The organism is Aliarcobacter vitoriensis, from assembly GCF_003316695.1.
In the GTDB taxonomy this organism is placed as follows: Bacteria; Campylobacterota; Campylobacteria; order Campylobacterales; family Arcobacteraceae; genus Aliarcobacter; species Aliarcobacter vitoriensis.
In genome coordinates this window covers 96,803-120,465 of record NZ_PDKB01000005.1, presented here as the reverse complement: position 1 = coordinate 120,465, position 23,663 = coordinate 96,803, and the positions used below count along the sequence as shown (strand labels likewise).

22 protein-coding genes are annotated in these 23,663 nt (G+C 28.1%); 16 read left to right on the top strand and 6 right to left on the bottom strand.

All coding sequences use genetic code 11. From position 1 onward, the window contains the following. Positions 1 to 180: 180 nt before the first annotated feature. On the top strand, positions 181 to 1,176 hold the full coding sequence (gene pta, locus CRU91_RS04145; RefSeq protein ID WP_113893687.1) for a phosphate acetyltransferase: 996 nt from the start codon (positions 181 to 183) through the stop codon (positions 1,174 to 1,176). A 26-nt stretch (positions 1,177 to 1,202) separates the two neighbouring features. Beyond that, a complete protein-coding gene (locus CRU91_RS04140) occupies positions 1,203 to 2,402 on the top strand; it encodes an acetate/propionate family kinase (RefSeq protein ID WP_113893685.1) in 1,200 nt (399 codons plus the stop codon). A gap of 31 nt (positions 2,403 to 2,433) precedes the next feature. Here CRU91_RS04140 and CRU91_RS04135 read toward each other — a convergent pair whose 3' ends face one another. From CRU91_RS04135 to aroQ, 4 genes are read right to left on the bottom strand one after another with little or no spacing between them, the layout of a single operon-like run. Further along, positions 2,434 to 2,691, bottom strand: coding sequence for a hypothetical protein (locus tag CRU91_RS04135; RefSeq protein WP_113893683.1), 258 nt, complete (start codon positions 2,689 to 2,691; stop codon positions 2,434 to 2,436). Between the two features lie 31 nt (positions 2,692 to 2,722). After that, entirely contained in the window at positions 2,723 to 3,610 is an 888-nt protein-coding gene (gene sppA, locus CRU91_RS04130; RefSeq protein ID WP_113893681.1) for a signal peptide peptidase SppA, read from the bottom strand. Then, positions 3,603 to 4,826: an aminofutalosine deaminase family hydrolase gene (gene mqnF, locus CRU91_RS04125; RefSeq protein WP_113893679.1), complete on the bottom strand. Its 1,224-nt coding sequence runs from the start codon at positions 4,824 to 4,826 to the stop codon at positions 3,603 to 3,605. Before mqnF ends, sppA begins: the two co-directional genes overlap by 8 nt. Before the next feature lie 3 nt (positions 4,827 to 4,829). Further along, a complete protein-coding gene (gene aroQ, locus CRU91_RS04120; protein WP_113893677.1) occupies positions 4,830 to 5,327 on the bottom strand; it encodes a type II 3-dehydroquinate dehydratase in 498 nt (165 codons plus the stop codon). Between the two features lie 79 nt (positions 5,328 to 5,406). On the opposite strand from aroQ, the gene CRU91_RS04115 reads away from it, so the two are divergent. The 4 genes from CRU91_RS04115 to mnmA (CRU91_RS04100) all read left to right on the top strand — a co-directional run bounded on the left by CRU91_RS04115 (position 5,407) and on the right by mnmA (CRU91_RS04100) (position 9,189). Beyond that, positions 5,407 to 6,432, top strand: a complete 1,026-nt coding sequence (locus tag CRU91_RS04115) for a M24 family metallopeptidase (RefSeq protein WP_113893675.1) — start codon at positions 5,407 to 5,409, stop codon at positions 6,430 to 6,432. 70 nt (positions 6,433 to 6,502) lie between these two features. Then, positions 6,503 to 6,988 (top strand): 2-amino-4-hydroxy-6-hydroxymethyldihydropteridine diphosphokinase, encoded by a 486-nt coding sequence (gene folK, locus CRU91_RS04110; protein WP_113893673.1) that lies wholly within the window; start codon positions 6,503 to 6,505, stop codon positions 6,986 to 6,988. A gap of 47 nt (positions 6,989 to 7,035) precedes the next feature. After that, the gene (mnmA, locus tag CRU91_RS04105) at positions 7,036 to 8,139 is read left to right on the top strand and encodes a tRNA 2-thiouridine(34) synthase MnmA (protein ID WP_113893671.1); all 1,104 of its coding nucleotides are present in this window, start codon (positions 7,036 to 7,038) and stop codon (positions 8,137 to 8,139) included. Between the two features lie 30 nt (positions 8,140 to 8,169). After that, complete coding sequence (mnmA, locus tag CRU91_RS04100) at positions 8,170 to 9,189, top strand: tRNA 2-thiouridine(34) synthase MnmA (RefSeq protein WP_222718393.1); 1,020 nt, start codon at positions 8,170 to 8,172, stop codon at positions 9,187 to 9,189. A 30-nt stretch (positions 9,190 to 9,219) separates the two neighbouring features. On the opposite strand, the gene CRU91_RS04095 is transcribed toward mnmA (CRU91_RS04100), so the two are convergent. Next, entirely contained in the window at positions 9,220 to 10,359 is a 1,140-nt protein-coding gene (locus CRU91_RS04095; protein WP_222718390.1) for an Opr family porin, read from the bottom strand. Positions 10,360 to 10,528: 169 nt separating this feature from the next. Here CRU91_RS04095 and CRU91_RS04090 point away from each other — a divergent pair, with 169 nt between their 5' ends. Together CRU91_RS04090 and CRU91_RS04085 are read left to right on the top strand one after the other, a co-directional pair. Then, a complete protein-coding gene (locus tag CRU91_RS04090) occupies positions 10,529 to 11,461 on the top strand; it encodes a ribose-phosphate pyrophosphokinase (RefSeq protein ID WP_113893665.1) in 933 nt (310 codons plus the stop codon). Between the two features lie 61 nt (positions 11,462 to 11,522). After that, on the top strand, positions 11,523 to 12,539 hold the full coding sequence (locus CRU91_RS04085; RefSeq protein WP_113893663.1) for an OmpA family protein: 1,017 nt from the start codon (positions 11,523 to 11,525) through the stop codon (positions 12,537 to 12,539). 75 nt (positions 12,540 to 12,614) lie between these two features. On the opposite strand, the gene CRU91_RS04080 is transcribed toward CRU91_RS04085, so the two are convergent. Then, complete coding sequence (locus CRU91_RS04080; protein WP_113893661.1) at positions 12,615 to 15,137, bottom strand: heavy metal translocating P-type ATPase; 2,523 nt, start codon at positions 15,135 to 15,137, stop codon at positions 12,615 to 12,617. 146 nt (positions 15,138 to 15,283) lie between these two features. On the opposite strand from CRU91_RS04080, the gene lepA reads away from it, so the two are divergent. From lepA to CRU91_RS04040, 8 genes are all read left to right on the top strand, one after another. Next, positions 15,284 to 17,071, top strand: coding sequence for a translation elongation factor 4 (gene lepA / locus CRU91_RS04075; RefSeq protein WP_113893726.1), 1,788 nt, complete (start codon positions 15,284 to 15,286; stop codon positions 17,069 to 17,071). Between the two features lie 13 nt (positions 17,072 to 17,084). Beyond that, a complete protein-coding gene (locus tag CRU91_RS04070) occupies positions 17,085 to 17,699 on the top strand; it encodes a peptidase E (protein ID WP_113893659.1) in 615 nt (204 codons plus the stop codon). A gap of 3 nt (positions 17,700 to 17,702) precedes the next feature. Further along, entirely contained in the window at positions 17,703 to 18,275 is a 573-nt protein-coding gene (locus CRU91_RS04065; RefSeq protein WP_113893657.1) for a ComF family protein, read from the top strand. Positions 18,276 to 18,322: 47 nt separating this feature from the next. Continuing rightward, complete coding sequence (hisH, locus tag CRU91_RS04060) at positions 18,323 to 18,928, top strand: imidazole glycerol phosphate synthase subunit HisH (protein ID WP_113893656.1); 606 nt, start codon at positions 18,323 to 18,325, stop codon at positions 18,926 to 18,928. Positions 18,929 to 19,059: 131 nt separating this feature from the next. Continuing rightward, positions 19,060 to 19,767 (top strand): 1-(5-phosphoribosyl)-5-[(5-phosphoribosylamino)methylideneamino]imidazole-4-carboxamide isomerase, encoded by a 708-nt coding sequence (gene hisA, locus CRU91_RS04055; RefSeq protein ID WP_113893654.1) that lies wholly within the window; start codon positions 19,060 to 19,062, stop codon positions 19,765 to 19,767. Between the two features lie 65 nt (positions 19,768 to 19,832). Continuing rightward, positions 19,833 to 21,689, top strand: coding sequence for a GGDEF domain-containing protein (locus tag CRU91_RS04050; RefSeq protein WP_113893652.1), 1,857 nt, complete (start codon positions 19,833 to 19,835; stop codon positions 21,687 to 21,689). A gap of 146 nt (positions 21,690 to 21,835) precedes the next feature. Continuing rightward, on the top strand, positions 21,836 to 22,432 hold the full coding sequence (locus CRU91_RS04045) for a TetR/AcrR family transcriptional regulator (protein ID WP_113893651.1): 597 nt from the start codon (positions 21,836 to 21,838) through the stop codon (positions 22,430 to 22,432). A gap of 10 nt (positions 22,433 to 22,442) precedes the next feature. After that, positions 22,443 to 23,663 (top strand): TolC family protein, encoded by a 1,221-nt coding sequence (locus CRU91_RS04040; RefSeq protein ID WP_113893650.1) that lies wholly within the window; start codon positions 22,443 to 22,445, stop codon positions 23,661 to 23,663.

Sequence of the window (23,663 nt, the reverse complement as noted above, 5' to 3'; positions counted from 1 at the left end):
AAATAAAAAGGGCTTGGGTTGTAAAAACTACTCAATAAGCTCTTTTTGATTTAGATTTTATATTTTCTAAATTTTTACCTAAAAAAAATCCCTAAAAATTCGCTTTTTATTGCTACTTTAATGCTATATTTTTTCATTATAATTTTTTCTAAATTTCAAACAGAAAGGATTAATTACGAAATGGGTTTAATTGATAAAATCAAAGAGAAAGCTAAAAAGCAACTTAGAACTATCGTTCTTCCAGAATCAGAAGACGAAAGAGTTTTAAAAGCAACACAAATAGTTTTACAAGATAAAACTGCAAAAGTAGTTCTAATTGGAAATTCTGAAACTATAAAAGCTGATGCTTCAAAATGTGGTGCAAATATAGAAGGAGCAACAATAGTTGATCCTAAAAAATTTGACAATATTGAAAAATATATCGATGAGTTAGTTGAACTTAGAAAAAGTAAAAATCTTTCAAGAGAAGATGCAAAAGAGCTTATTTTAAATGAACCAAGATTTTTTGGTTGTATGATGGTAAGACTAGGAGATGCTGATGGATTGGTAGCTGGGTCAAACTCACCAACTTCTGATGTTTTAAGAGCTGCTATTCAAGTTATTAAAACAGCTCCAGGGATTAACACTGTATCTTCAACATTTGTTATGGAAACAAAAGATGGAAAATTTGGAGATAATGGGTTAATACTATTTGCAGATTGTGCTGTTATTCCAGATCCAACGGCTGAACAATTAGCTGATATTGCAAGTGCTACTGCTGCAACAGCTTCTAGTGTTGTTGGTTTAGAGCCAAAAGTTGCTATGTTATCATTTTCTACAAAAGGTAGTGCATCGCACCCTCTTGTTGATAAAGTTACAAATGCTTGTAAAATATTAGAAGATAGAAAAGTAAATTTTGCATTTGATGGAGAGTTACAAGCTGATGCAGCTATTGTTGAATCTGTTGGTGTAAAAAAAGCACCAAATTCTAAAGTAGCAGGATATGCAAATATCTTAGTATTCCCTGATTTACAATCTGGAAATATAGGATATAAACTTGTACAAAGATTTGCTGGGGCTGAAGCTCATGGACCTATTATTCAAGGTTTAAATAAACCTGTAAATGACCTTTCAAGAGGTTGTTCAGTTGAAGATATTTCAAACTTAGTAGCTATTACAGCAACACAAATCAAATAATTAAACTATAAATTAAGGAGAGAAAAATGTTAGTTTTTGTATTAAATGCAGGGAGTTCATCGTTAAAATATCAATTGATGAACCCAGTTATAAAAAAAGTTTTTGCAGCTGGAATTTGTGAAAGAATCGGGATTGATGGTGTTTTAAAACATGAATATGGTGATGGTAAAAAACTTGTAATCAATGTTCCAATGCCTACTCATAAAGAGGCTATTAGTGCTGTATTATCAACATTAACTACGGGGGAAGGGAAAGTTATTGATTCAATCAACGATATTGAAGCAATAGGACACAGAACAGTTCATGGTGGAGAAGAGTTTGCAAGTTCAGTTTTAATTACTCCAGAAGTAATTGATACTATGAAAAGATTATCACCTCTAGCACCATTACACAATCCAGCAAATATTTTAGGTATTGAGATTTGTCAAGAGTTAATGCCTGGAAAACCAAATGTTGGAGTATTTGATACAGCATTCCATCAAACAATGCCTGATTATGCTTATATGTATGCACTTCCGTATGAAATGTATACAAAACACGGAATTAGAAAATATGGTTTCCATGGAACTAGCCACTATTTTGTTTCAAACGAAGCTAGAGGAATGTTAGAGAAAAAACAAAATAGTAGAATCATTGTTTGTCACTTAGGAAATGGTTCTTCTGTTAGTGCTGTTTTAAATGGAAAATGTATTGATACATCTATGGGGCTTACACCTATTCAAGGTTTAATGATGGGAACAAGGTCAGGAGATGTTGGAGCTGGTGCTATTCAATATATGATGGCTCAAGAAAATATGACAATAGATCAAACTTTAGATGTTATGAATAAAAAATCTGGAATATTAGGAATATCTGGTAAATCTTCTGATTTAAGAGAAGTTTTAGAAGGTATGCAAAATGGAGATGATAGATGTAGATTAGCTGTTGATATGGTTGCTTATATTATCAAAAAATATGTGGGTTCTTATGTTGCTGCTCTTGATGGTATTGATGCACTTTGTTTTACTGGTGGAATAGGAGAAAATGCTTCATTAATCAGAGAAAAAGTTTGTGCAGGATTGGACTCTATGGGACTTGTAATAGATCCAGTTAAAAACAATAGAAGATCAAGTTCAGCTAGAGATATCTCTACAAATGCTTCAACTGCTAGAATATTTGTTATTCCAACTCAAGAAGAGTATGTTATAGCAAATGATACATACAATATCGTATCTACAAATAGATAGATGTAAGTTAAAAGGCGAAACTTCGCCTTTTTTATAAACTTTTATCTTTTTCTACTATTTTACTCAACAATTCATTTGTTTTTGTACTTTTATCTCTAATATCTATTAGTAAATATATAAAATAAGTTGATATTACAATTGCAATACTTCCAATAAGCATTATCAAAAATCCATAAAAAAAACTTTGATTAAACATTGTTCCTAAACCAGTAAAAACTACAATTATAATACCAATAAACACAGAAATATTTAGCAATTTCTCACCCATTCCAAGAATTAAATCTTTCATCTTTTTCCTTTAATAAAAAAATTATTATATATTAATAAGCTTTCAAAGAGCTAGAAAAACTCATAAGAACTTTTGATATAACTTGACTCATAAGTTTATCCATAAACTTTTCAAACTTATCCTCTTTTTTCCAAACAGGTTTTTCAACTTTTGCTAGTTCTATTAAAACACTTTGTGCATAGCTAATAGTTGCAACCTCATCAATAAGCCCTACTTCTTTTGCTTGAAATGATGTAAAAACTCTAGCATCAGCAAAGCTTGTATGGTTTTTTATATCAAGATTTCTAGCATTTGCAACATCAGTTATAAACATATTATATGTAGCATTTATCACACTTTTTAGTTGCTCTTCTTCATAGTCAAACCACTTTCTTGTAGGTGTTCCACTCTCTTTATATTTTCCAGCTTTGATAGTTTGTGTTGAAATACCTATTTTTTCCATAAGCTCACTCACCTCAAATCCTTGCATAATAACTCCAATAGAACCAACCATACTCCCAGGATTTGCTATGATTTTATCTGACCAAATAGAAGCATAGTAACTTCCACTAGCTATTACTCCACTTGCATATACAACTACTGGTTTTAACTCTTTTAATTCTTTTATAGCATAAGCTATCTCAACAGAAGGAGCAACAGCACCTCCAGGGCTATCAACTACTAATAAAACACCTTTTATATTTGTATCATTTTTTGCTTTTTCTATATTTTCCATAACTTTTGAAACATCCAATATTTCGCCACTTAGCTCTATTTTTTGTAAGTTAGCAAAACTTTTATTTGAAGATGATGTTTCATCAGTATTATTGAAAAACAGAACATAAATAATAGTTAAAAAAACTATTGTTTTAAAATATTTTGTAATAAAATCCAAAACTGCTATTATTGGAGAAAACAACTTTTTAAAAAATTCAAACATATTCGCCTCCTATTATCACACTATTTACATATTTTGTATGTAAAATTATGTGCATATAAATATCTTCTATATTTTCTATATCATCAGGTAAATAAATACCTATAATATCAGCATCAAAACCACTTTCCAATTGTCCTTTATTTAATCCTAAAGCTTTTGCACCATTTACAGTTGCACTTTTTAACAAAGTTTTAGAAAATTTCACAATATCTTTTTCATAGTGTATATTCAAACAAGCTCGTAGTTCATCAAACATACTCAAAGAGTTATTTGAACTAAGTCCATCTGTACCAATACTAAAAGGTATTTCATCTAAATTTTCAAGATTTAATCTACTATTATTTAAAAATCTATTTGAAGTAACACAATGATTTATTGTTACATTTAGTGATTTTATCTTTTCTAACTCTTCAAAATCTGCTTCTACACAATGAGTAAAAGATAGATTTTCAACACCTTTAAATAGATTTAAAAACTCCAGTGGTTTTCCAGTAGCTTTTTCTTGATTTAAAAAGTTCTTGAAAAACTCCAAAAAACTTCCTTCATCTTTATTTAGCCACTCTTTTTCCTCTTTTGATTCCATGAAATGCGAAGTTACAGCCAAATTTTGTTCTTTTGCAATATTTAAAACTTCTCTTACTAAAAATGGATGAACAGAATAAGGAGAGTGTATTGCAATTCCTGCTTTAAAATTCTTACTATTATATTTTTGTGCATCTTTTAATCTGGCTTTAAAATCAGCAAATAAAGTATCTATCATATCTGCTTTTGAACCAATAACTTCACAAAAAAACACCTTATTTATTGGAGATTTTAAACAAGCTTCCAAATCAAATGAATATGAAGAAATAGCTCCAATAGTTGTAGTTCCAGTTTTTAAGAGTTTTTTTAATTCTTGAGATATTAAAGATGTCTTAGCCTTTTCTATGAGCTTTTCTCTATGCTTTATAACAGAGTTTAACCATGAGTAGAAATTTGCATATTGTAAAGTAGTTTTATTTGCACTAAACTCCAAATGAATATGTGAGTTTATCAATCCTGGCATCAAAACAGAGTTTTCATCCAATTTTGTATGTTCACAATTTGGATATTTTTCTAAAATATAATTTAAACTTGCTACTTCAATAATTTTTTCATCAAAAACAATAGCACCATCTTTGATGATGCTAAAATCTTTGTCGAAAGTTAAAATATAAGAAGCACTTACTATTTTCATAAATTATTTATTTTCTTCTTCTGATTGTGCTTGAATTTGAGCATTTCTAGCTTCTTGTAAAGCTTTTAATTCATTTAACATTTGAATTATTGAGATTAATCCTAAGTGATATCCAAATCCACCAAATCCAGTGATAAGTCCTGTACTTGAACCTGCTGTTATAGATTTTTGTCTGAACTCTTCTCTTTTATAAATATTTGAAATATGTACTTCTACAACTGGCATATTAACAGCTGCTAAAGCATCTCTTATTGCAATTGAAGTGTGAGAATATGCTGCTGGATTGATCATAATTGCATCAACTGTTCCTAAACACTCTTGAATTCTATCTACTATTTCACCTTCAAAGTTTGATTGAAAAAACTCAATTTCAACTCCATTTTGCTTTGCTGCACTTTCTAATTGGTTATGAATTTGCTCTAATGTAATATTTCCATAAATATGTTGTTCTCTAACTCCAAGCATATTTAGATTTGGTCCTTGAATTACTGCTATTTTCATTATTATTTTCCTTTTATAAAATTTAGGTAAGATTATAATTAAATTTTTGTTAAACCAACCCAAAAAAAGGCAATTTTTGATGAAAAACTTTATTTTAAAAAATGAAAATGCAATATATTATGAAGCTAATTTTTCTTGTGATAATGTAATATTCTTGAGTTTAGGAAGTGAAAACTTTTTTATAACAGATGCTAGATATACTCTTGAAGCAAAACAAAATGTTAAAAATTGTGAAGTTATAGAAAGTTCAGATTTAGTAGAAGCTGCAAAAAATATTCTAAATAAAAATCAAATAAAAGAGTTAATATTTGATCCAAATGATTTTAGCTATGCAACATATTCAAACTTGGCAAAAGATATGCAAACTATTTTTAAACAAGAACTAAATTTCTCAAAAACAAAAAGATTGATAAAAAATGATGATGAGATAAAATTATTAAAAAAAGCTAGTATGTTAGGAAAAGATGGTTTTAAAAACTTTGCAAAATATATTAAAAAACAAGGTCTTAAAAAAAGTGAAGATTTTTTATACTTTAAAGCTTTTGAAAATATGAGCCAAACTGGAAAACTAAATATCTCTTTTGAACCAATCGTTGCAATAAATGAAAATGCAGCAAAACCACATGCTTTACCAACTACAAAAAAATTACGACAAAATGATTTATTGTTAGTTGATGCTGGAGTAAAATATAAAAGATATTGTTCAGACAGAACTTGTACGAGTGCAGTTGATTTTGAAAATTTTAGCTTTGAAAGAGAACAAAAATTTAAAAATAAAAAACACCAAAGAATTTATGATATTGTTTATAAAGCACAAACAACTGCTATAAAAAAAGCAAGAAGTGGAATGAAAGCTTCTCAAATTGACAAGATTGCTAGGGATATTATAACAAAAGCTGGATATGGAGAATTTTTTGTTCATAGTACAGGTCATGGAGTTGGGCTTGATATTCATGAATTTCCAAATATAAATACAAAAAATGATTTAATAATAGAAGACAATATGGTTTTTACAGTAGAACCAGGTATTTATTTACCAAATGAATTTGGTGTAAGAATAGAAGATACAGTTGTTATGAAGAATGGAAAAGCTATTATCTTATAAATTAATAAAATGCTAAAATAAACTTGACTTATTTAATAAGTTTTAATTTTTTATAAAAAAAGAGAGAATTTTGAAAAAAAATTTAAATAATAATTTAACACTTTTTTATTACCCAAATTTTCCAAAAATATTTAACACTACTTCAAATAAAAAGTATTGTGTAACTATTGGTATTGGGGGAAATATTGGAAATACAAAAAAAATATTTGATAATTTAATCTTATGTTTAAAAAAAGATTTACGATTTACTTTACTTATGAGTTCTCCACTTTTACAAAATCCACCATTTGGATTTTTAGAACAAAGCTACTTTTTAAATGGTATAATCTCACTCAAAACTAATCTTTGTCCTAATGACTTCTTAAAAGCCATGCAAAGATATGAAAAAAAATTCGGAAGAAAGCGATCCTTTCAAGATGCGCCTAGAACCTTGGATATAGATATAATATTTTTTGACAATAAAAAAATAAATACAAAAAATTTAGTTATCCCTCACAAAAATTGGGCAATTAGAGAATCAGTGATTATTCCTTTAAAATATATAAAAAACAACTAAATTGTTGTAAACAGAGTTCTAAAAGAGAACTTTTTAAAGGTAAAAAAATGAACAAAAATAAAAAAATAGTTGTAGGAATGTCAGGTGGAGTTGATTCCTCTGTTACTGCGTTATTGTTAAAACAACAAGGATATGATGTTGTTGGACTCTTTATGCGTAACTGGGAATATGGAATCAAAGGTAGCCAATGTCCTAATCGTATAGAGTTTGAAGATGCAAAAAAAGTTGGTGAATTAATAGGAATTGAAGTAAGAGGTAAAGACTTTGTTAAAGAGTACAGAGATAGAGTTTTTGATGTATTTTTAAAAGGTTTAGAACAAGGTCTAACACCAAATCCAGATATTTTATGTAACAAAGAAATAAAATTTAATGTATTTTTAAATGAAGCAAAAAGTATGGGTGCAGATATGATTGCAACTGGTCATTATGCAAAAATTGCAAAATACAAAGATCATTTTGTACTAGATACTCCAAAAGATAATACAAAAGATCAAAGTTATTTTCTACACGCATTATCAAGTGAACAATTATCACACGCTATGTTTCCACTTGGAGATTTAACAAAAAAAGAAGTTAGGCAAATAGCTAGAGAGCATAATCTTCCTGTTAGTGATAAAAAAGATAGTACAGGAATTTGTTTTATTGGTAATCAAAAATTTGATGAATTTATTACTCAACATTTAAAGGCTATTCCAGGTGATATTTTAGATGAAAATGGAAAAGTTATAGGAAAACACAAAGGTCTTGTTTGTTATACATTAGGTCAGCGAAAAGGTATTGGTCTTGGTGGTATTAAAGGTAATGAAAGTGAAAACAATACACACAAACCTTGGTTTGTAGCTTCTAAAGATGTAGTAAATAACACATTAACTATTGTTCAAGATACAAATCATCCTTTACTTATGAGTAAAACTGTTGAAGCAAGCCATATGCATTGGGTACTTGAAGAGGCACCAAAAATTGGTGATAAATTAATGGCACAAGTTAGATATAGACAACAAAAACAAGCTTGTACAGTTGTTGAAGCAAGTGGTGAAAAAGTAGTAGTTGAATTTGATAATCCTCAAAGAGCTGTAACACTAGGACAAAGTCTTGTTTTATATTCTGGCGATTACTGTCTTGGTGGTGGCTTTATAAGTTACTACAAATAAAAAGGTAAGAATTTGAGTAAAAAAAAAGTAATGGTTGGAATGAGTGGAGGAATTGACTCTTCCGTTACTGCTTATATGCTACAAAATGAAGGATATGAAGTTGAAGGAATTTATCTAAAACTTCATAATAGAACCGATGGTTATCACGAATCAAATTTAGGTTATATTGACGATGTTACCAAATTTTTAGGTATTAAATATCATATTTTAGATTTGACAGATAAATTTTCCAAAGAGATTTATGACTATTTTGTAAACTCATATTTAGAAGGTACTACTCCAAATCCATGTGTCAAATGTAATAAACAGATAAAATTTGGTGCTATGCTTGATTTTGCAAAAAAACATGGTGCTTCATATTTAGCAACTGGACACTATGCAAAAACTGATGGAAAGTTTTTTTATATGGCAGATGATTTATCAAAAGATCAAAGCTATTTTTTATCTCAAGTTCCAAAAAATACACTTCCTTATATGATGTTTCCTCTTAGTACTTACAAAAAAGAAGATATTGTAAAATTTGGTGCAAAACTTGATGTTGCATATAAAAAAATCACAGAAAAAAATGAATCACAAGAGATTTGTTTTGTTGAAACAGTTTATACTGATGTTGTAAAAAAACATTCAAATATTGATGTTGAAGGTGATGTTTTAGATGAAAATGGAAATGTTGTAGGAAAACATAAAGGTTATGCGCATTATACAATTGGGAAAAGAAGAGGTTTTACAGTTAAAGGTGCACAAGAACCTCACTTTGTTACAAAACTAAATCCAAAAGACAATACTATTATTGTTGGTAAAAAACCATCTTTAGAAGTAAATGAAGTTATTGGTAATAGTCTAAATATGTATATTGATGATAAAGAATTTCATTGTGGAGTAAAACTAAGATATCGTTCGAATACAATACTATGTAAAGTCAAAATAGAAAATGATAAAGTTTATATATCTTTAGAAGAACCAGCTTTCGGAGTTGCTAGTGGACAACTTGCAGTTTTTTATGATAAAGATAGAGTCATAGGAAGTGCATTTATAGAAAGTGCAAAATAATTAAGAAAGAGAAAAATCTCTTTCTTAAAACTAAAAGCTATATTCAACAGCTGCTAAATATTTGTTATAATTTGTTTCATCAAAGTTTTTGTTATCAACATTTACATACATAAAACTCACACCTAAACTATCAGTAATACTATATCCAATACTTAAGTTAAGCTCTTTTGTTTTTAAATCACCTTCAATTCCATGTTTTGTAGCACCATATAAAGCACCTAAATCAACCCCAGCAATAGAGTAGTTTGCTCCAATATACCAAGTTTTTGAATTAGGATCATAAACATAATCTCCATCTTCAAATGGTGAAATAGTATCTCCAAAAGAAGCTATCATATTTGCACCACCGTCTTTATCTGTTTTTGCATACCCAGCAAATGCTTCAAAATCTTCTATTTTAACAATACCCTCAATATGTGCTATACTTCCATCTTCTAATTGAAAATTTTCATTTTCTTCTTCATCATAGTACCAAGTATTATCTGCATTGCTTTTCGCATATTGTGCAGTAATTCCAAAATAATCTGTATCAAAAACTGTTTTTAAACCATAAAATCTTCCAAAATCTGGCATTTCATAATAGTATGGATTAAATGTAACAAAATCTAAACTATTATTTTGAATATCTACAAAATAAACACCTTTATCAGTTAATTCTGGTCTATGAAAATCTTCACTTAAATCTATTCCTGATTCAGATTTTTTATTTGAATATCCCAAAGCTAAAACCGTATTTGGTATTGCTAAAATTTCTGCAACTGCTCCTTGTTGATAATCAGTAAGCCATTCATATTCCCCTTCATATCTTCCAGCTTTAATAGATAAAATATTGTCTAACTCATATTGTAAATATGCTTGTGTAAATAAAGCACTATTTTCAAAAGGAGCACCATCTTTGTAGTCTTTTCCGTGTTGTTGCCCTAATTTTAAATTCCCCTTAGCTTCAACTTTTGCATTAAAACCATAAAAAGAGTCAGTAGTAAAGCCTAATCTTAAATTTCCATTTCCATAAGCTAAGTCTTGTGCTTTTTTATTTTCTACTTTTTGTCCATATAGAGATATTGCACCTTCAATTTCACTATTTTTAAACGCTTCATCAATAGTTGAAGAATCAGCGAAAACAGATGTTGATAACACCAAACTTGCCACAGCTAAACTAATTTTTTTCATTTTGTCTCCTTTTGACTTGATGATACCTATTATCAATATTTTAGGCATAAAATTATATTCTTTTTTTTATTAATGTTTCATTAATCTACTATTAACAAATTAGAACATCTTTATTAAGCCCTTTTTTGATAGAATTTTATAATTAAAATATAAAAATTCAAGGAATTTTATGTCAACATTTAAACTATTCAGTGGGAGTGCAAACCCAAAATTTGCAAAAAAAGTTGGTGAATATTTGGGTATGAAAGTATCTGATGCAACTTTAAATAAATTTAGTGATGGTGAAATATCTGTTCAAATAACTCAAAGCGTAAGAGGACAAGATGTTTATATAATTCAGCCAACTTGTGCTCCGACAAATGATAATTTAATGGAATTATTAATCATGATAGATGCACTTAAAAGATCTAGTGCAAAAAGCATAAATGCCGTTGTTCCATATTATGGGTATGCAAGACAAGACAGAAAAGCAGCTCCAAGAGTTCCAATTAGTGCAAGATTAGTTGCAGATTTACTTGAAGCTGCAGGAATTGATAGAATTGTAACTATAGATTTACATGCAGCCCAGATTCAAGGATTTTTCAATCTTCCTGCAGATAATTTATTTGGTTCAATTTTATTTATTAACTATATAAAAAGTAAAAATCTTAAAAATCCTATTATTGCAAGTCCAGATATTGGTGGAGTAGCACGTGCTAGACAGTATGCTGATAAATTAGGTTATGATTTAGTAATTGTTGATAAAAAAAGAGAAAAAGCAAATGTTGCAGAGGTTATGAACATCATTGGTGATGTAAAAGGTAAAGATGTAATCTTAGTAGATGATATGGTTGATACAGCTGGAACTTTAGTAAAAGCGGCAGAAGTTTTAAAACAAAGAGGAGCTACAAGTGTTATGGCTTGTTGTACTCATGGAGTTTTAAGTGGTCCAGCATATGAAAGAGTTGCAAATGGTGTTTTAGATGAACTTGTAATTTCTGATACTATTCCAACAAAAGAGAATGCAAAAAAAATTACAGTTTTAACAGCTTCATCTATGATAGGAGAAGCTATTAGAAGAATACATAATAACGAATCTGTTAACTCTATTTTTAATAATTAATTTAGGTTTAAAAAAAGATTTAATATAATTTGTACGATTATATTTTAAAAAAGGATACAAAATGAAAAAAATTTTATTATCATCTTTAGCTTGTGCTTCTTTAGTACTAGCTGCAAATAGTGATTACAAATATGAAATAACTCCATTAATCTCTGGAGGACTTACAGAAGGTAATGCAAATCATGAGAAAAACTATATTAATGGTGGTTTAGCTTTTGGTTTTAACCAAACTGATTCTTTTATTGACCAAGTTGAAATTGGTTTTTTAAGAACATTAGAAGATTTAAATGGTAAAAATGGTTTCCAAGGTAGAGATACTGGAATCACTAGAGTATTTACTAACTTAGTAAAAGATTATTCTTTAACTGATGATTTATCTTTATATGGATTAATCGGAGTTGGTGTTGAATTCTTTGATAACGAATTTGGAAGACATGAAAATGGTGTATTTGGAAACTATGGTATTGGTGCTAAATATCAAGTTGCTGAAAGATTAGCAGTTAAATTTGATGTTAGACATTTAATTGAAACAAATAGAGGAGATAATACATTATTATATACTTTAGGTCTTGCTGTTCCATTTGGAGAAAAAGCTGCTAAAGTTGCTCCAGTTGTTGCTACAACTCCAGTTCCAACTCCAGTTGCTGCTCCATTAGACAGTGATGGTGATGGTGTAATTGATGAATTAGATCAATGTCCAAATACTCCAAAAGGTGCAAAAGTTGATACTGTTGGTTGTATTACATTAATTAACTTAAATGTTAATTTTGATACAGACAAATCTGACATCAAAAATGTTTACAATACAAGAATTCACGAATTTGCAGAAGTTATGAAAAAAGACAAAAGATTAAAAGCTGATATCGAAGGACATACAGATTCTGTTGGAAAAGATGCTTATAATCAAAAATTATCAGAAAGAAGAGCTGCTTCTGTTGTTAAAGCATTAGTTGAGGCTGGTGTTGAAAAAGATAGAATTAAAGCTGTTGGTTATGGTGAAACAAGACCAGTTGCTTCTAATGATACTGTAGAAGGAAGAGCTGAAAATAGAAGAGTTGATGCTGTAATGGTAAAATAATTCTAAATAGTTTTTCTATTTAAAAAGGGTTGGAAATAAGTTTCCAACCCTTTTTTTATTGTTTAAAGTTTAACTTTATTTTATAACTTCATACCCAGCATCACTTATAGCACTTACTAAAGTTTGTTCATCTAACTCTTTTGACATATTTATAGTTACATCTTTTGTTGATAATTCAACTTTCACACTATCAACTCCATCAATAGCATTCAAAGCTTTTTCAACTCTTCCACTACAATGCCCACAACTCATACCATCTACTTTTAAAACTTTTGTCATATTAACTCCTTTTTGATTTGTATTGCTTATTATATTAAATTCTTCATCTATTATTGGCTTAAATAACTTCAATCTTAAAGCATTTAAAACGACTGAAACACTACTCAAACTCATAGCAGCACCAGCAAACATTGGATTTAGTTTCCATCCTAGAATTGTATAAAATACTCCTGCAGCTAATGGAATACCAATAATATTATATATAAATGCCCAAAATAGATTCTGTTTTATATTTTTAATAGTTGCTTTGCTTAATTGGATAGCTTTTACAGCATCAAGTAAATCATTTTTAACTAAAACAATATTTGCTGATTCTATTGCTACATCAGTTCCAGCTCCTATTGCTATTCCTACATCAGAACGAACAAGTGCTGGAGCATCATTTATTCCATCACCAATCATAGCTACTTTTTTACCATCTTCTTGAAGCTTTCTTACGGCTTTTTCTTTATCTTGTGGTAAAACTTCTGATATAACAGTTGAAATACTCAAATCTTTTGCTATTGAAAGTGCTGTATTTTTATTATCACCAGTTAGCATTATCACATCAAGTCCCATTTTTTTAAACTCTAAAATAGCTTGTTTGCTTGTAGATTTTATAGTATCTGCTATTGAAATAAGTCCTAAAATTTCTTTTTGATTAGCAATAAAAATAGGAGTTTTACCACTATTTGACAACTCTTCACTTTTAGTAAAGAACTCATCTAAATATATATTTTTACTATCAATAAACTTTTTATTTCCTATAAATATTGTTTTACCTTCAATTTTTGCTTCAATTCCTAAACCATTTATGGCTTTAAAATCATAAATATTTAAAGATTCTAATTTCTTTTCATTTGCCTTTTCAACTATTGCAAGAGCCAAAGGATGTTCAGAATTCTTTTCCAAAGAAAAAGCAATTTGAAGTAAATCATTTTCACTTATATTTTCATTTGTAAAAATATCTGTAACTTTCGGTTTTCCTTGTGTTATAGTTCCTGTTTTATCTAACACAACAGTATCTATTTTATGTACTACTTCTAAAGCTTCCGCATTTTTTATCAAAATACCATTTTGAGCACCTTTTCCTGTTGCTACCATAATTGCTGTTGGAGTAGCAAGTCCCAATGCACAAGGGCAAGAAATAACCAAAATAGCTATTCCAATTGATAAAGAAAATTCAAATGAGTAACCTAAAAATAGCCAAGTAATAGTAGCAATTATAGAAATAGCTATAACTGTTGGCACAAAAATACTACTTATTTTATCGGCTAGTTTTGAAATAGGAGCTTTTGAAGAACTTGCTTCTTCAACAAGTTTTATAATCTGTGATAAAACAGTATCAACTCCAACTTTTGTAACTTCAAATTTTATAGCACCATATTTATTTATACTAGCACCTATTACTTTATCTCCAATTTTCTTTGAAATTGGTAAACTTTCCCCTGTTATCATAGATTCATCAATAGATGTATTTCCATCTATAATAATTCCATCTGTTGGGATAATTTGTCCTGGTTTAACAATAATAATATCTTGTAATCTCAAATCTTCAACTGCAATTTCGACCTCTTTATCATATTTTAAAACTAAAGCTGTTTTAGGAGATAAATCAATAAGTTTATTTATAGCTTCGCTAGTTTTACCTTTTGCTCTTGCTTCTAAAAATTTTCCAAATGTTATCAAAGTCAATACAATAGCTGCACTTTCAAAATATAAATCCATAGAGTATTGAATTACAATATTTATATCATTATGCCCTAATCCATAAGCTATTTTATAGATAGAAAAAACTCCATAAACCATCGCTGCACCAGTTCCAATGGCTATTAAAGAGTCCATATTTGGTGAACCTTTAAATAAAGTTTTGAAACCAACTTTATAGAACTTCTTATTTATTACAACTATTGGTAAAGATAACAAAAACTGCGTAAATGCAAAAGTTATAGCATTTTCAACTCCATGAAAAAATGATGGTAAATACCAATTTAACATATGTCCCATTGAAACATAAAAAAGTGGAATTGCAAAAATCAAAGAGATGATTAATCTTTGTTTTAACTCATCTATTTCAATTTGTGCAATATTCTCTTTTGCTATATCATTTTTTTTACTATTATCTTTAGAAACTAAACTTGCACTATATCCAGCATCTTCAACTGTTTTTATGATTTTTTCATAATCTAAAACATTTTCATCATAACTTACAAGCATACTATTACTTAGCAAATTTACATTTATATCTTTTATTCCTTCTAGTTTTTTAACACTTTTATCCACTGCATTTGAACAAGCAGAACAAGTCATACCTTTTATATCATATTTTTCTGTTTTCATAAAATTCCTTGATAAATACTATCAATAATATTAGCTAAGCTATTTTTAAATACTGATGAAGAGATAAAACTTTAACAAAAACTTACTACTTTTTGGATATAATCTTGCCACTTTACAAAAAATCTTTTAAATTTATAGGAAGAAAATTGCAAAAAAATATCAGAAACTTTAGTATTATTGCACATATTGATCACGGGAAATCAACACTAGCAGATAGAATTATCCAAGAGTGTGGTGGAATTAGTGATAGAGAGATGACTTCACAAGTTATGGACAATATGGATATTGAAAAAGAGCGTGGAATTACTATAAAAGCTCAAAGTGTTAGATTAAATTATGAAAAAGATGGACAAAAATATGTTCTAAATCTCATAGACACTCCTGGTCACGTTGATTTCTCTTATGAAGTTAGCCGTTCTTTAGCTTCATCTGAGGGTGCTTTACTAATAGTTGATTCAACTCAAGGAGTTGAAGCACAAACTATTGCAAATGTTTATATAGCTATGGATAATGATTTGGAATTACTTCCTGTTGTAAACAAAATAGATTTACCAAGTGCAGACCCTATGAGAGTTTTAGGAGAAGTTGAAGAAGCTATTGGGCTTGATTGTACTTTTCACAATCTAATAAGTGCAAAAACTGGACTTGGGGTAAAAGATTTAATAGATTCAATAGTTGATAGAGTTCCTTCCCCAACTGGAGATGAAAACGCTCCTACAAAAGCACTTATTTACGATAGTTGGTTTGATAACTATTTGGGAGCTTTAGCACTTGTGAGGGTTTATGATGGAAGTATAAAAAAAGGACAAATTCTTCGTATGATGAATACAAAAGTTGAACACCAAGTAATAAGCTTGATGTATCCACATCCCTTAAAAAAACAAGATACAACAGAGATAAAAACAGGAGAAATTGGAATAGTTGTTTTAGGTTTAAAAACACTTGATGGAATTGCAGTTGGTGATACCATGACTGATGCAAAAAATCCGACACTTGAAGTAATTGATGGGTTTGAACCAGCTAAACCATTTGTTTTTGCAGGTCTTTATCCAATAGAAACAGATAAATTCGAAGATTTAAGAGAAGCACTAAATAAATTAAAACTAAACGATTCATCAATATCTTTTGAACCTGAAAGTTCTATCGCTTTAGGAAGTGGTTTTAGAACTGGATTTTTAGGTATGCTTCATATGGAAGTTATCAAAGAAAGATTAGAAAGAGAATTTGATTTAGATTTAATAGCGACTGCTCCAACGGTTGTTTATGAAGTTTTAAAAAAGGATGGAGAAAAAGTTGTAATTCAAAATCCTAGTGAACTTCCAGAACCAAACTATATTGAAACTATTTTTGAACCTTATGTTAAAGCAACTATTTTAGTACCTGATGAATTTTTAGGAAATGTTATAAAACTTTTGAATGATAAAAGAGGAATACAGCTAAAAATGGATTATATAGGGAAAAGAGTTCTTCTAGAGTACGATATTCCTATGAATGAAATAGTTATGGATTTTTATGATAAATTAAAATCAACTACTAAAGGTTATGCCTCTTTTGATTATGAACCAATAGGTTTTAGACCTGGAAACTTGAAAAAACTCGATGTTAGAGTTGCAGGAGATATTGTTGATGCTTTATCAATAATAGTTCCTGAAGATAAATCAGTTTCAAGAGGAAGAGAGTTTGTAAAAGCACTAAAAGAGCTTATTCCAAGACAACTTTTTGAAGTAGCAGTACAAGCTAGTATTGGAAGTACAATTATTGCTAGAGAAACTGTAAAATCTATGGGAAAAAATGTAACTGCAAAATGTTATGGTGGAGATATTACAAGAAAAAGAAAACTACTTGAAAAACAAAAAGCTGGTAAAAAAAGAATGAAAGCTATTGGAAAAGTAAATGTTCCACAAGAAGCTTTTATGGCTGTATTGAAAATATAAAGGAAAAATAAGTATGAAAAAACTCTTTTTAGCTTCATCTTTTAGTGATGTTATAGATATTTTTGTAGATTTTCAAAAAAATTTAAAAGGTAAAAGTGTAACTTTTATACCAACAGCCTCAATAGTTGAAGAAGTTAATTTTTATGTAGATTTAGCAAAAAAAGATTTTCAAAGCTTAGGATTAATTGTAGATGAGTTAGAGATTTCAACTGATACAAGTGAAGAAATAGAAAACAAATTAAGAAAAAATGATTTTATCTATGTATCTGGTGGAAATACTTTCTTTTTACTACAAGAATTAAAAAGAACTGGTGCAGATAAAATAATTGTTGAAGAGGTAAAAAAAGGAAAACTTTATATAGGCGAGTCAGCTGGTGCTATAATTACATCTAAAAATATAGAGTATGCGAAAGAGATGGATAGTATAGAAGAAAATATTAATCTAAAAAATTTTGATGCTTTGAATTTAGTAGATTTTTATTTAGTTCCTCACTATAAAAATTTTCCTTTTGAAGAAAGTGTAGAAAAGATTATCGAAATTTATTCTTCAAAACTCTTTTTAAAACCAATTAGTAATAATGAAGTAATATTAGTAGATAGTGATAAAATAAGTTTAAATAAAGTATAAAATATGAAGTGTACAAGTTGTGATAAGTTATCTTTTTCTATCATTTGTAAAACTTGTCAAAGTACACTTCTTGAACCAAATTTTTATAAAAAAGAGTTAGACAAAGATTTTTTTGTTTACTCTTTTTATGACTACAAAGACTTAGAAGATTTAATCCAAAGTAAGTATTATTTTTATGGAGATAGAGTTTTTAATACTTTAGCAAAGCTTAGTTTTAAAAAATTCGCTTTAAATTTTACTTTTACTCACCCTATTTTAGCATTACCAATAGATGACCACACAAGACACGATTTTTCACAAACTGCAATTTTAGCAAAATATCTAAAATCTCCTTTTTTAAAGCCTGTTTTTAATAGTTTAAAAGCTTCAAATATCGTGAAATATGCTGGTAAGAACTTAGAATTTAGACAAAAAAATCCAAGAAAATTTAAATATAATGGAGCAAAAAATTGTGATGTCATTTTAGTCGATGATGTACTCACAACTGGAATAACAATATTAGAAGCTAGAAAAACTCTGAAAAAGGATAACGTAAATGTCTTATTTGCACTTACTTTATGCTCATTTTTAAACTAATATAAAATTAAAAAAGATATAATTTTCGCTTTATTAAGGACTTATTTATGCTAGGAATTATTGATTATAATATGGGAAATTTGGCAAGTGTTTACAATGCCTGTTCAAAATTTACAAACAATGTAAAAATAGTAAAAGATGCTAGTGATATAAAAAATCTATCAAGACTTATTTTACCAGGTGTTGGAGCATATAAAGATGCGATGGAACACCTAAATAGCAATGATTTAAAAAGTGCTATTTTAGATTTTGCAAAAAGTGGAAAACCGATGATTGGAATTTGCCTTGGAATGCAACTTCTTTTTGAAAGTAGTGAAGAATTTGGATTTACTGAAGGTTTAGGTCTTATTGATGGAAAAGTTGTAAAATTTGATAAATCACAAATGAACAAAGATTTAAAAATACCTCATATGGGTTGGAATAAAATATTAAATAAAGAAAACAAACTTTTTGAAGGTTTAAAAGACCCTTATTTATACTTTGTACACTCTTATCACGCAGTTACAAGTGAAAAAAATATAATAGGAACTACAAATTATGGTTATGAGTTTACAAGTGCAGTAAATAAAGACAATATTTTTGGATTTCAACCACACCCTGAAAAATCTCACAACAACGGGCTTAAAATTTTAGAAAATTTTATAAACTTATAATAAAAAAGCTTTGTTCTCAAAGCCCTTTAGGTTTTTGCTACTTTTTAGGGGATTTTTAATCCCAGCTATAAAAAGTAGTAATTAAAAAAACGGTTCCTTTTTAATTAGGAACTATTTAAAAAGGAGAAAAAATGGATATATTACCAGCGATTGATTTAAAAGATGGAAAGGCTGTAAGGCTTAGCAAAGGGCTTATGGATAGTGCAAAAATTTATTCTGATGAACCTTGGATGGTTGCTAAAAGATTTGAAGAGTTAGGTTCAAAATGGGTTCATATAGTTGATTTAAATGGAGCTTTTGAAGGAAAACCAGCAAATTTAGAACAAATAAGAAAAATAAGAGAAAATTGTAACTTAAAAATAGAACTTGGTGGTGGAATAAGAGATGAAAAAACTATTCAAATGTATTTAGAACTTGGAGTTGATAGATTAATTCTTGGTTCAATTGCCGTTAAAAATCCACAATTTGTAAAGGATATGGCAAAAAAGTATCCAATAGCTGTTGGAATAGATGCTATTGATGGAATGGTTGCAGTTGAAGGTTGGGCGGAAGTATCCAAAATGAAAGCAACTACTTTAGCAAAAGAGTTTGCAAATGCTGGAGTTCAAGCAATTATTTGTACAGATATAAGTAAAGATGGAATGCTTTGTGGAGTAAATGTTGAGTTTACACAAAGTATCGCACTTGCTTCAGGTATTGAAACAATCGCAAGTGGTGGAGTAAAAGATATTGAAGATATAAAAAATTGTAAAGAAAATGGAAATATTGCTGGAGTAATTGTAGGAAAAGCATTTTACGAAGGAACAATAAACCTTGAAGAGGCTTTTAAAATTTTGTAAATTTACATAAAAAATAAATAATTTTTTGGTAAAATGATAGTCATAAACTTTGCACAAGGCTTAATATGAGTTCTAATCAAAAAATAACTCTAATAATATTCTCTTTAATAGCACTTTTAACAACTATAATTGTTGTATTAGTTGCTATTGGTTCGCGAGAAACTGGATATGAAAATGTTAAGAAAAAAGCTCACTTAACAGCAGATATTGTTAAAAAATCTCTTACTTCACACATGATAAATGGAAATATGCACCAAAGGGATGTTTTCCTAAATAGTATAAGCCAACTAGATGATGTAAAATCTTTGTGGTTGGTTAGGTCTAAAAGCATAAGAGAACAATTTGGAGAATCTCATTTAGCTAATGAAAATCCTAAAGACAATATAGATATGGAAGTCTTAAATAGTGGTAAAGAAAAAATTGTAATAGATGAATCTTTATTCAATGCAAATTTAAGAATTACTATTCCATATACAGCTTCATCACTTGATAAACCAAACTGTTTATCATGTCATAATGCACAAGAAGGGGAAGTTTTAGGTGCTATATCTTTAGTATTTGATATAAATGAAGATAGAAGCTCAAATATAGTAGTCCTTCTATATGTAATTGCTACAATAACAGTATTTTTTGTAATAATTTTAATATTCCTAAGAAAAAAAATAACTCCATATACTAGTTCTTTTGATCAAATTACAGAAGTTCTAAAAAAAGTCCATGAAGGTGATTATTCGGTTCGTGCAAAAGATGGTGTTCTAAAAGAGGATAAAGAAGCTTCAAATTGGTTAAACGAGCTTATAGATAAATTAGAAACTGTATTAACAGGAATTGAAAAGAATCTTACATCATTTGTTCATAATCGTGCTTCAAATATAAACCATGATAAATTAATAACAGCAAAAGAAATAATAGAAGATATTAGTGAAATTTATCACTATAAAAAAACTATTGAAAATGACTTAACTATTGATGATATATATCACAGATTAATTTTGGTCTTAAAAGATAAACTTTTTATTAAGAATTTCTTTATATTTGAAACAAATTTAATAAAAGATGAAAGAAGAACTATATACTCTTCAAAAGATACAAAACCTTGTTGCAGCTTGGATAAAAATATAAAAGAAGCTTGTAGGGCAGAACGATTAAATAGTATTGTAACTTCAAATAATTTTCCTAAAATTTGTAGAATTGCAAATTGTAAAGATAAAGAACAACATATTTGTATTCCATTTCCTATAAATGAACAAGTAAATTTAGTAATTCATATAGTTGTCAAAAATAGTGAAGAAATGCAAGATTTGAAATATAAAATAGGAATTATCAAAAAATATCTTGAAGAAACAAAACCTATTTTAGAAAGTAAAATTTTAATGGATGTTTTAAGACATAAAAATCTAACAGATGCTTTAACAGGGCTTTACAATAGAAAATATTTAGATGAATTTATAGATAGACAACTTCCTATTGATGTAAAAGATGGAGTAACATTTGCTATTATGTTTTTAGATATTGACTATTTCAAAATGGTAAATGATACTTATGGTCACGATGTAGGTGATGATATTTTAAGAAAACTTGCCGTTACTATGAAAAAATTAATAAGTAAAGATGAATGCATAATAAGATATGGTGGAGAGGAATTCTTAATTTTGATGAGAAATCCAACAGAAGATAGTGCAAAAGAGTTAGCACTAAGAATAAATAAAGAGTTCTCAAAAATAGTATTTAATTATGGAAATGATACTTTCAATAAAACTGTAAGTATAGGTTACTCATTCTTCCCAGCAGATACAGAACAATTTTGGAAATGTATAAAATATGCTGATATATCTTTGTATGAAGCAAAAGATACAGGAAGAAATAAAGTTGTAAGATTTTCTAAAGATATTCTTAAAAATGGTGAAAAAATAGACTACTAAGATTTGTAGATAAAAATCTACAAATCTTTATATGTTAAAATCAAAAATAAAAATGATATTGTTAATTAATTCTTTATTAAGCTTTTTTAATTTACTATTAGACCACTAGTTTAAAAAACTATCAGTCTATACAAAGAGGTTATAAAATGCCAAAAATTATCAATTCTGATGAAAAAAGATTAGAGATATGTACTTTAGCTTATGAAAGATTCATTGAAGAAGGAGTTGCTGAATTTTCTTTAAATAAATTCATAGAATCTTTAAATATGTCAAAGGGACAATTTTACTACTATTTTAAATCAAAAGAGAAACTTATATTTGAAACTTTAAAAATAAAAGAGCTTGAATTTACAAAAATAATCAAAGAAAATATTTTAAAGAAAAATGACTTTTTAGAGAAATTATTTGAATATTTTGCTTTTATTTTGAATGATAAAGAAAAAATATTTATTGATGCAAGAAAAATTATGTTTGAATCAATACACTTATATCTTCATCCAAAATATAAAGAGGAGATGAAAAGCTATGAAAGTACATTTTCTGATATGTACCAAATAATAGAAGATATTTTTGATGCTGAAATAAAAAAAGGTTTTTTAAAAGAGGATTCAAAAGAATCTATAAAAATCATTCTTGCAACAGTTGATGGTATGTACTATCACTCTTTGATATTGAGTAATTACAATTTGAAAAAAACTATTACAGAGTATTTAATCCAAACTACAAATCAATTAAAAAAATAAAAGGATTTTTATGTTAAAAAATATATTGATATTTTTTCTAATATCGACTTCTTTATACGCTGTTTCACTAAAAGAACTTCTAAATAGTATAGAAGTAACAAATGAAAACTATCAAGCCCAACAAGCTTTACAACAAATGGCTAAAAAGCAGTACGAATCTGCATCTAAAGATAATTTCCCAACCTTAAATCTAATTGGTGCTTATGAAAATAATTCAAAAGTTTTAGAACATGAGCCAGAAGATATTTTATATGGAGAGTTAAAAGCATCATATACTTTATATGATGGTGGAAGAATAACAAACAATAAATTAGCTAAAAAAAGTTTACACGAATCACAAAAATTCAATACTCAATACTTAAAACAAGAGATTATGTTAGATGTTATAAAAGAGTATTTTTCTTTTCAAAATAGCAAGTCTGCCATTGAAGTTTTAAATTATAAAATAAATGAAATAGACGAACAAATAAGAAAATCTGAAATATTAGTAAAAAATGACCTTGCAACAAAAGATAAACTTCAAGCTTTAATTGCTTCTAAAAAAGAGTCTTTATATGATATTGAAACGCTAAAAATTGATTTAGAAAATTCTATTTTGCAACTATCTCTTTTAACAGGTCTTGATATCTTGCCAAAAGATGATGACAAATTATTGGAGCCAATCTATAAAGAAGAACAAAGATATGATATTGAAGCAAAAAAGCTTGAAGCACAAAGTTTGAAATACAATGAAAAAATGCATAATTATTTACCAACAATTTCAATAAATAACTCTTTGAAAAAACAAAAATATTTAGATTATGATGAAATATATAATGATAAATTAAATAATCAAATATCTTTACAAATCAATATTCCTATCTTTGATTTTGGAAAAATATCAAAAGATAAAGAAGCTAGCCAATTAGAGACTTTAGCCTTAAATAAAGAGATTGAATATAAAGAAAAATCTATACAAATTGAAAGAAAACTAGCTTTAAAATCACTAGAGTCTTCAAAAATCAAATTAGATAGTGCAATAGCAGCACTTGAAGCTACTAATACAACTTATGATTTTAGTAAAAAAAGATTTGATGCAAATTTGATAAGTTATACTGAATATTTAACTGAACTTACAAAAAAACAAGATGCAAATTATAGAGTAATTTTAGCCCAAAATGATATTGAACTAAAAAAAGCTAATCTTGCTTTTGCTCTTGGAATTGATTTATTAACACTTATAAAGGAATAA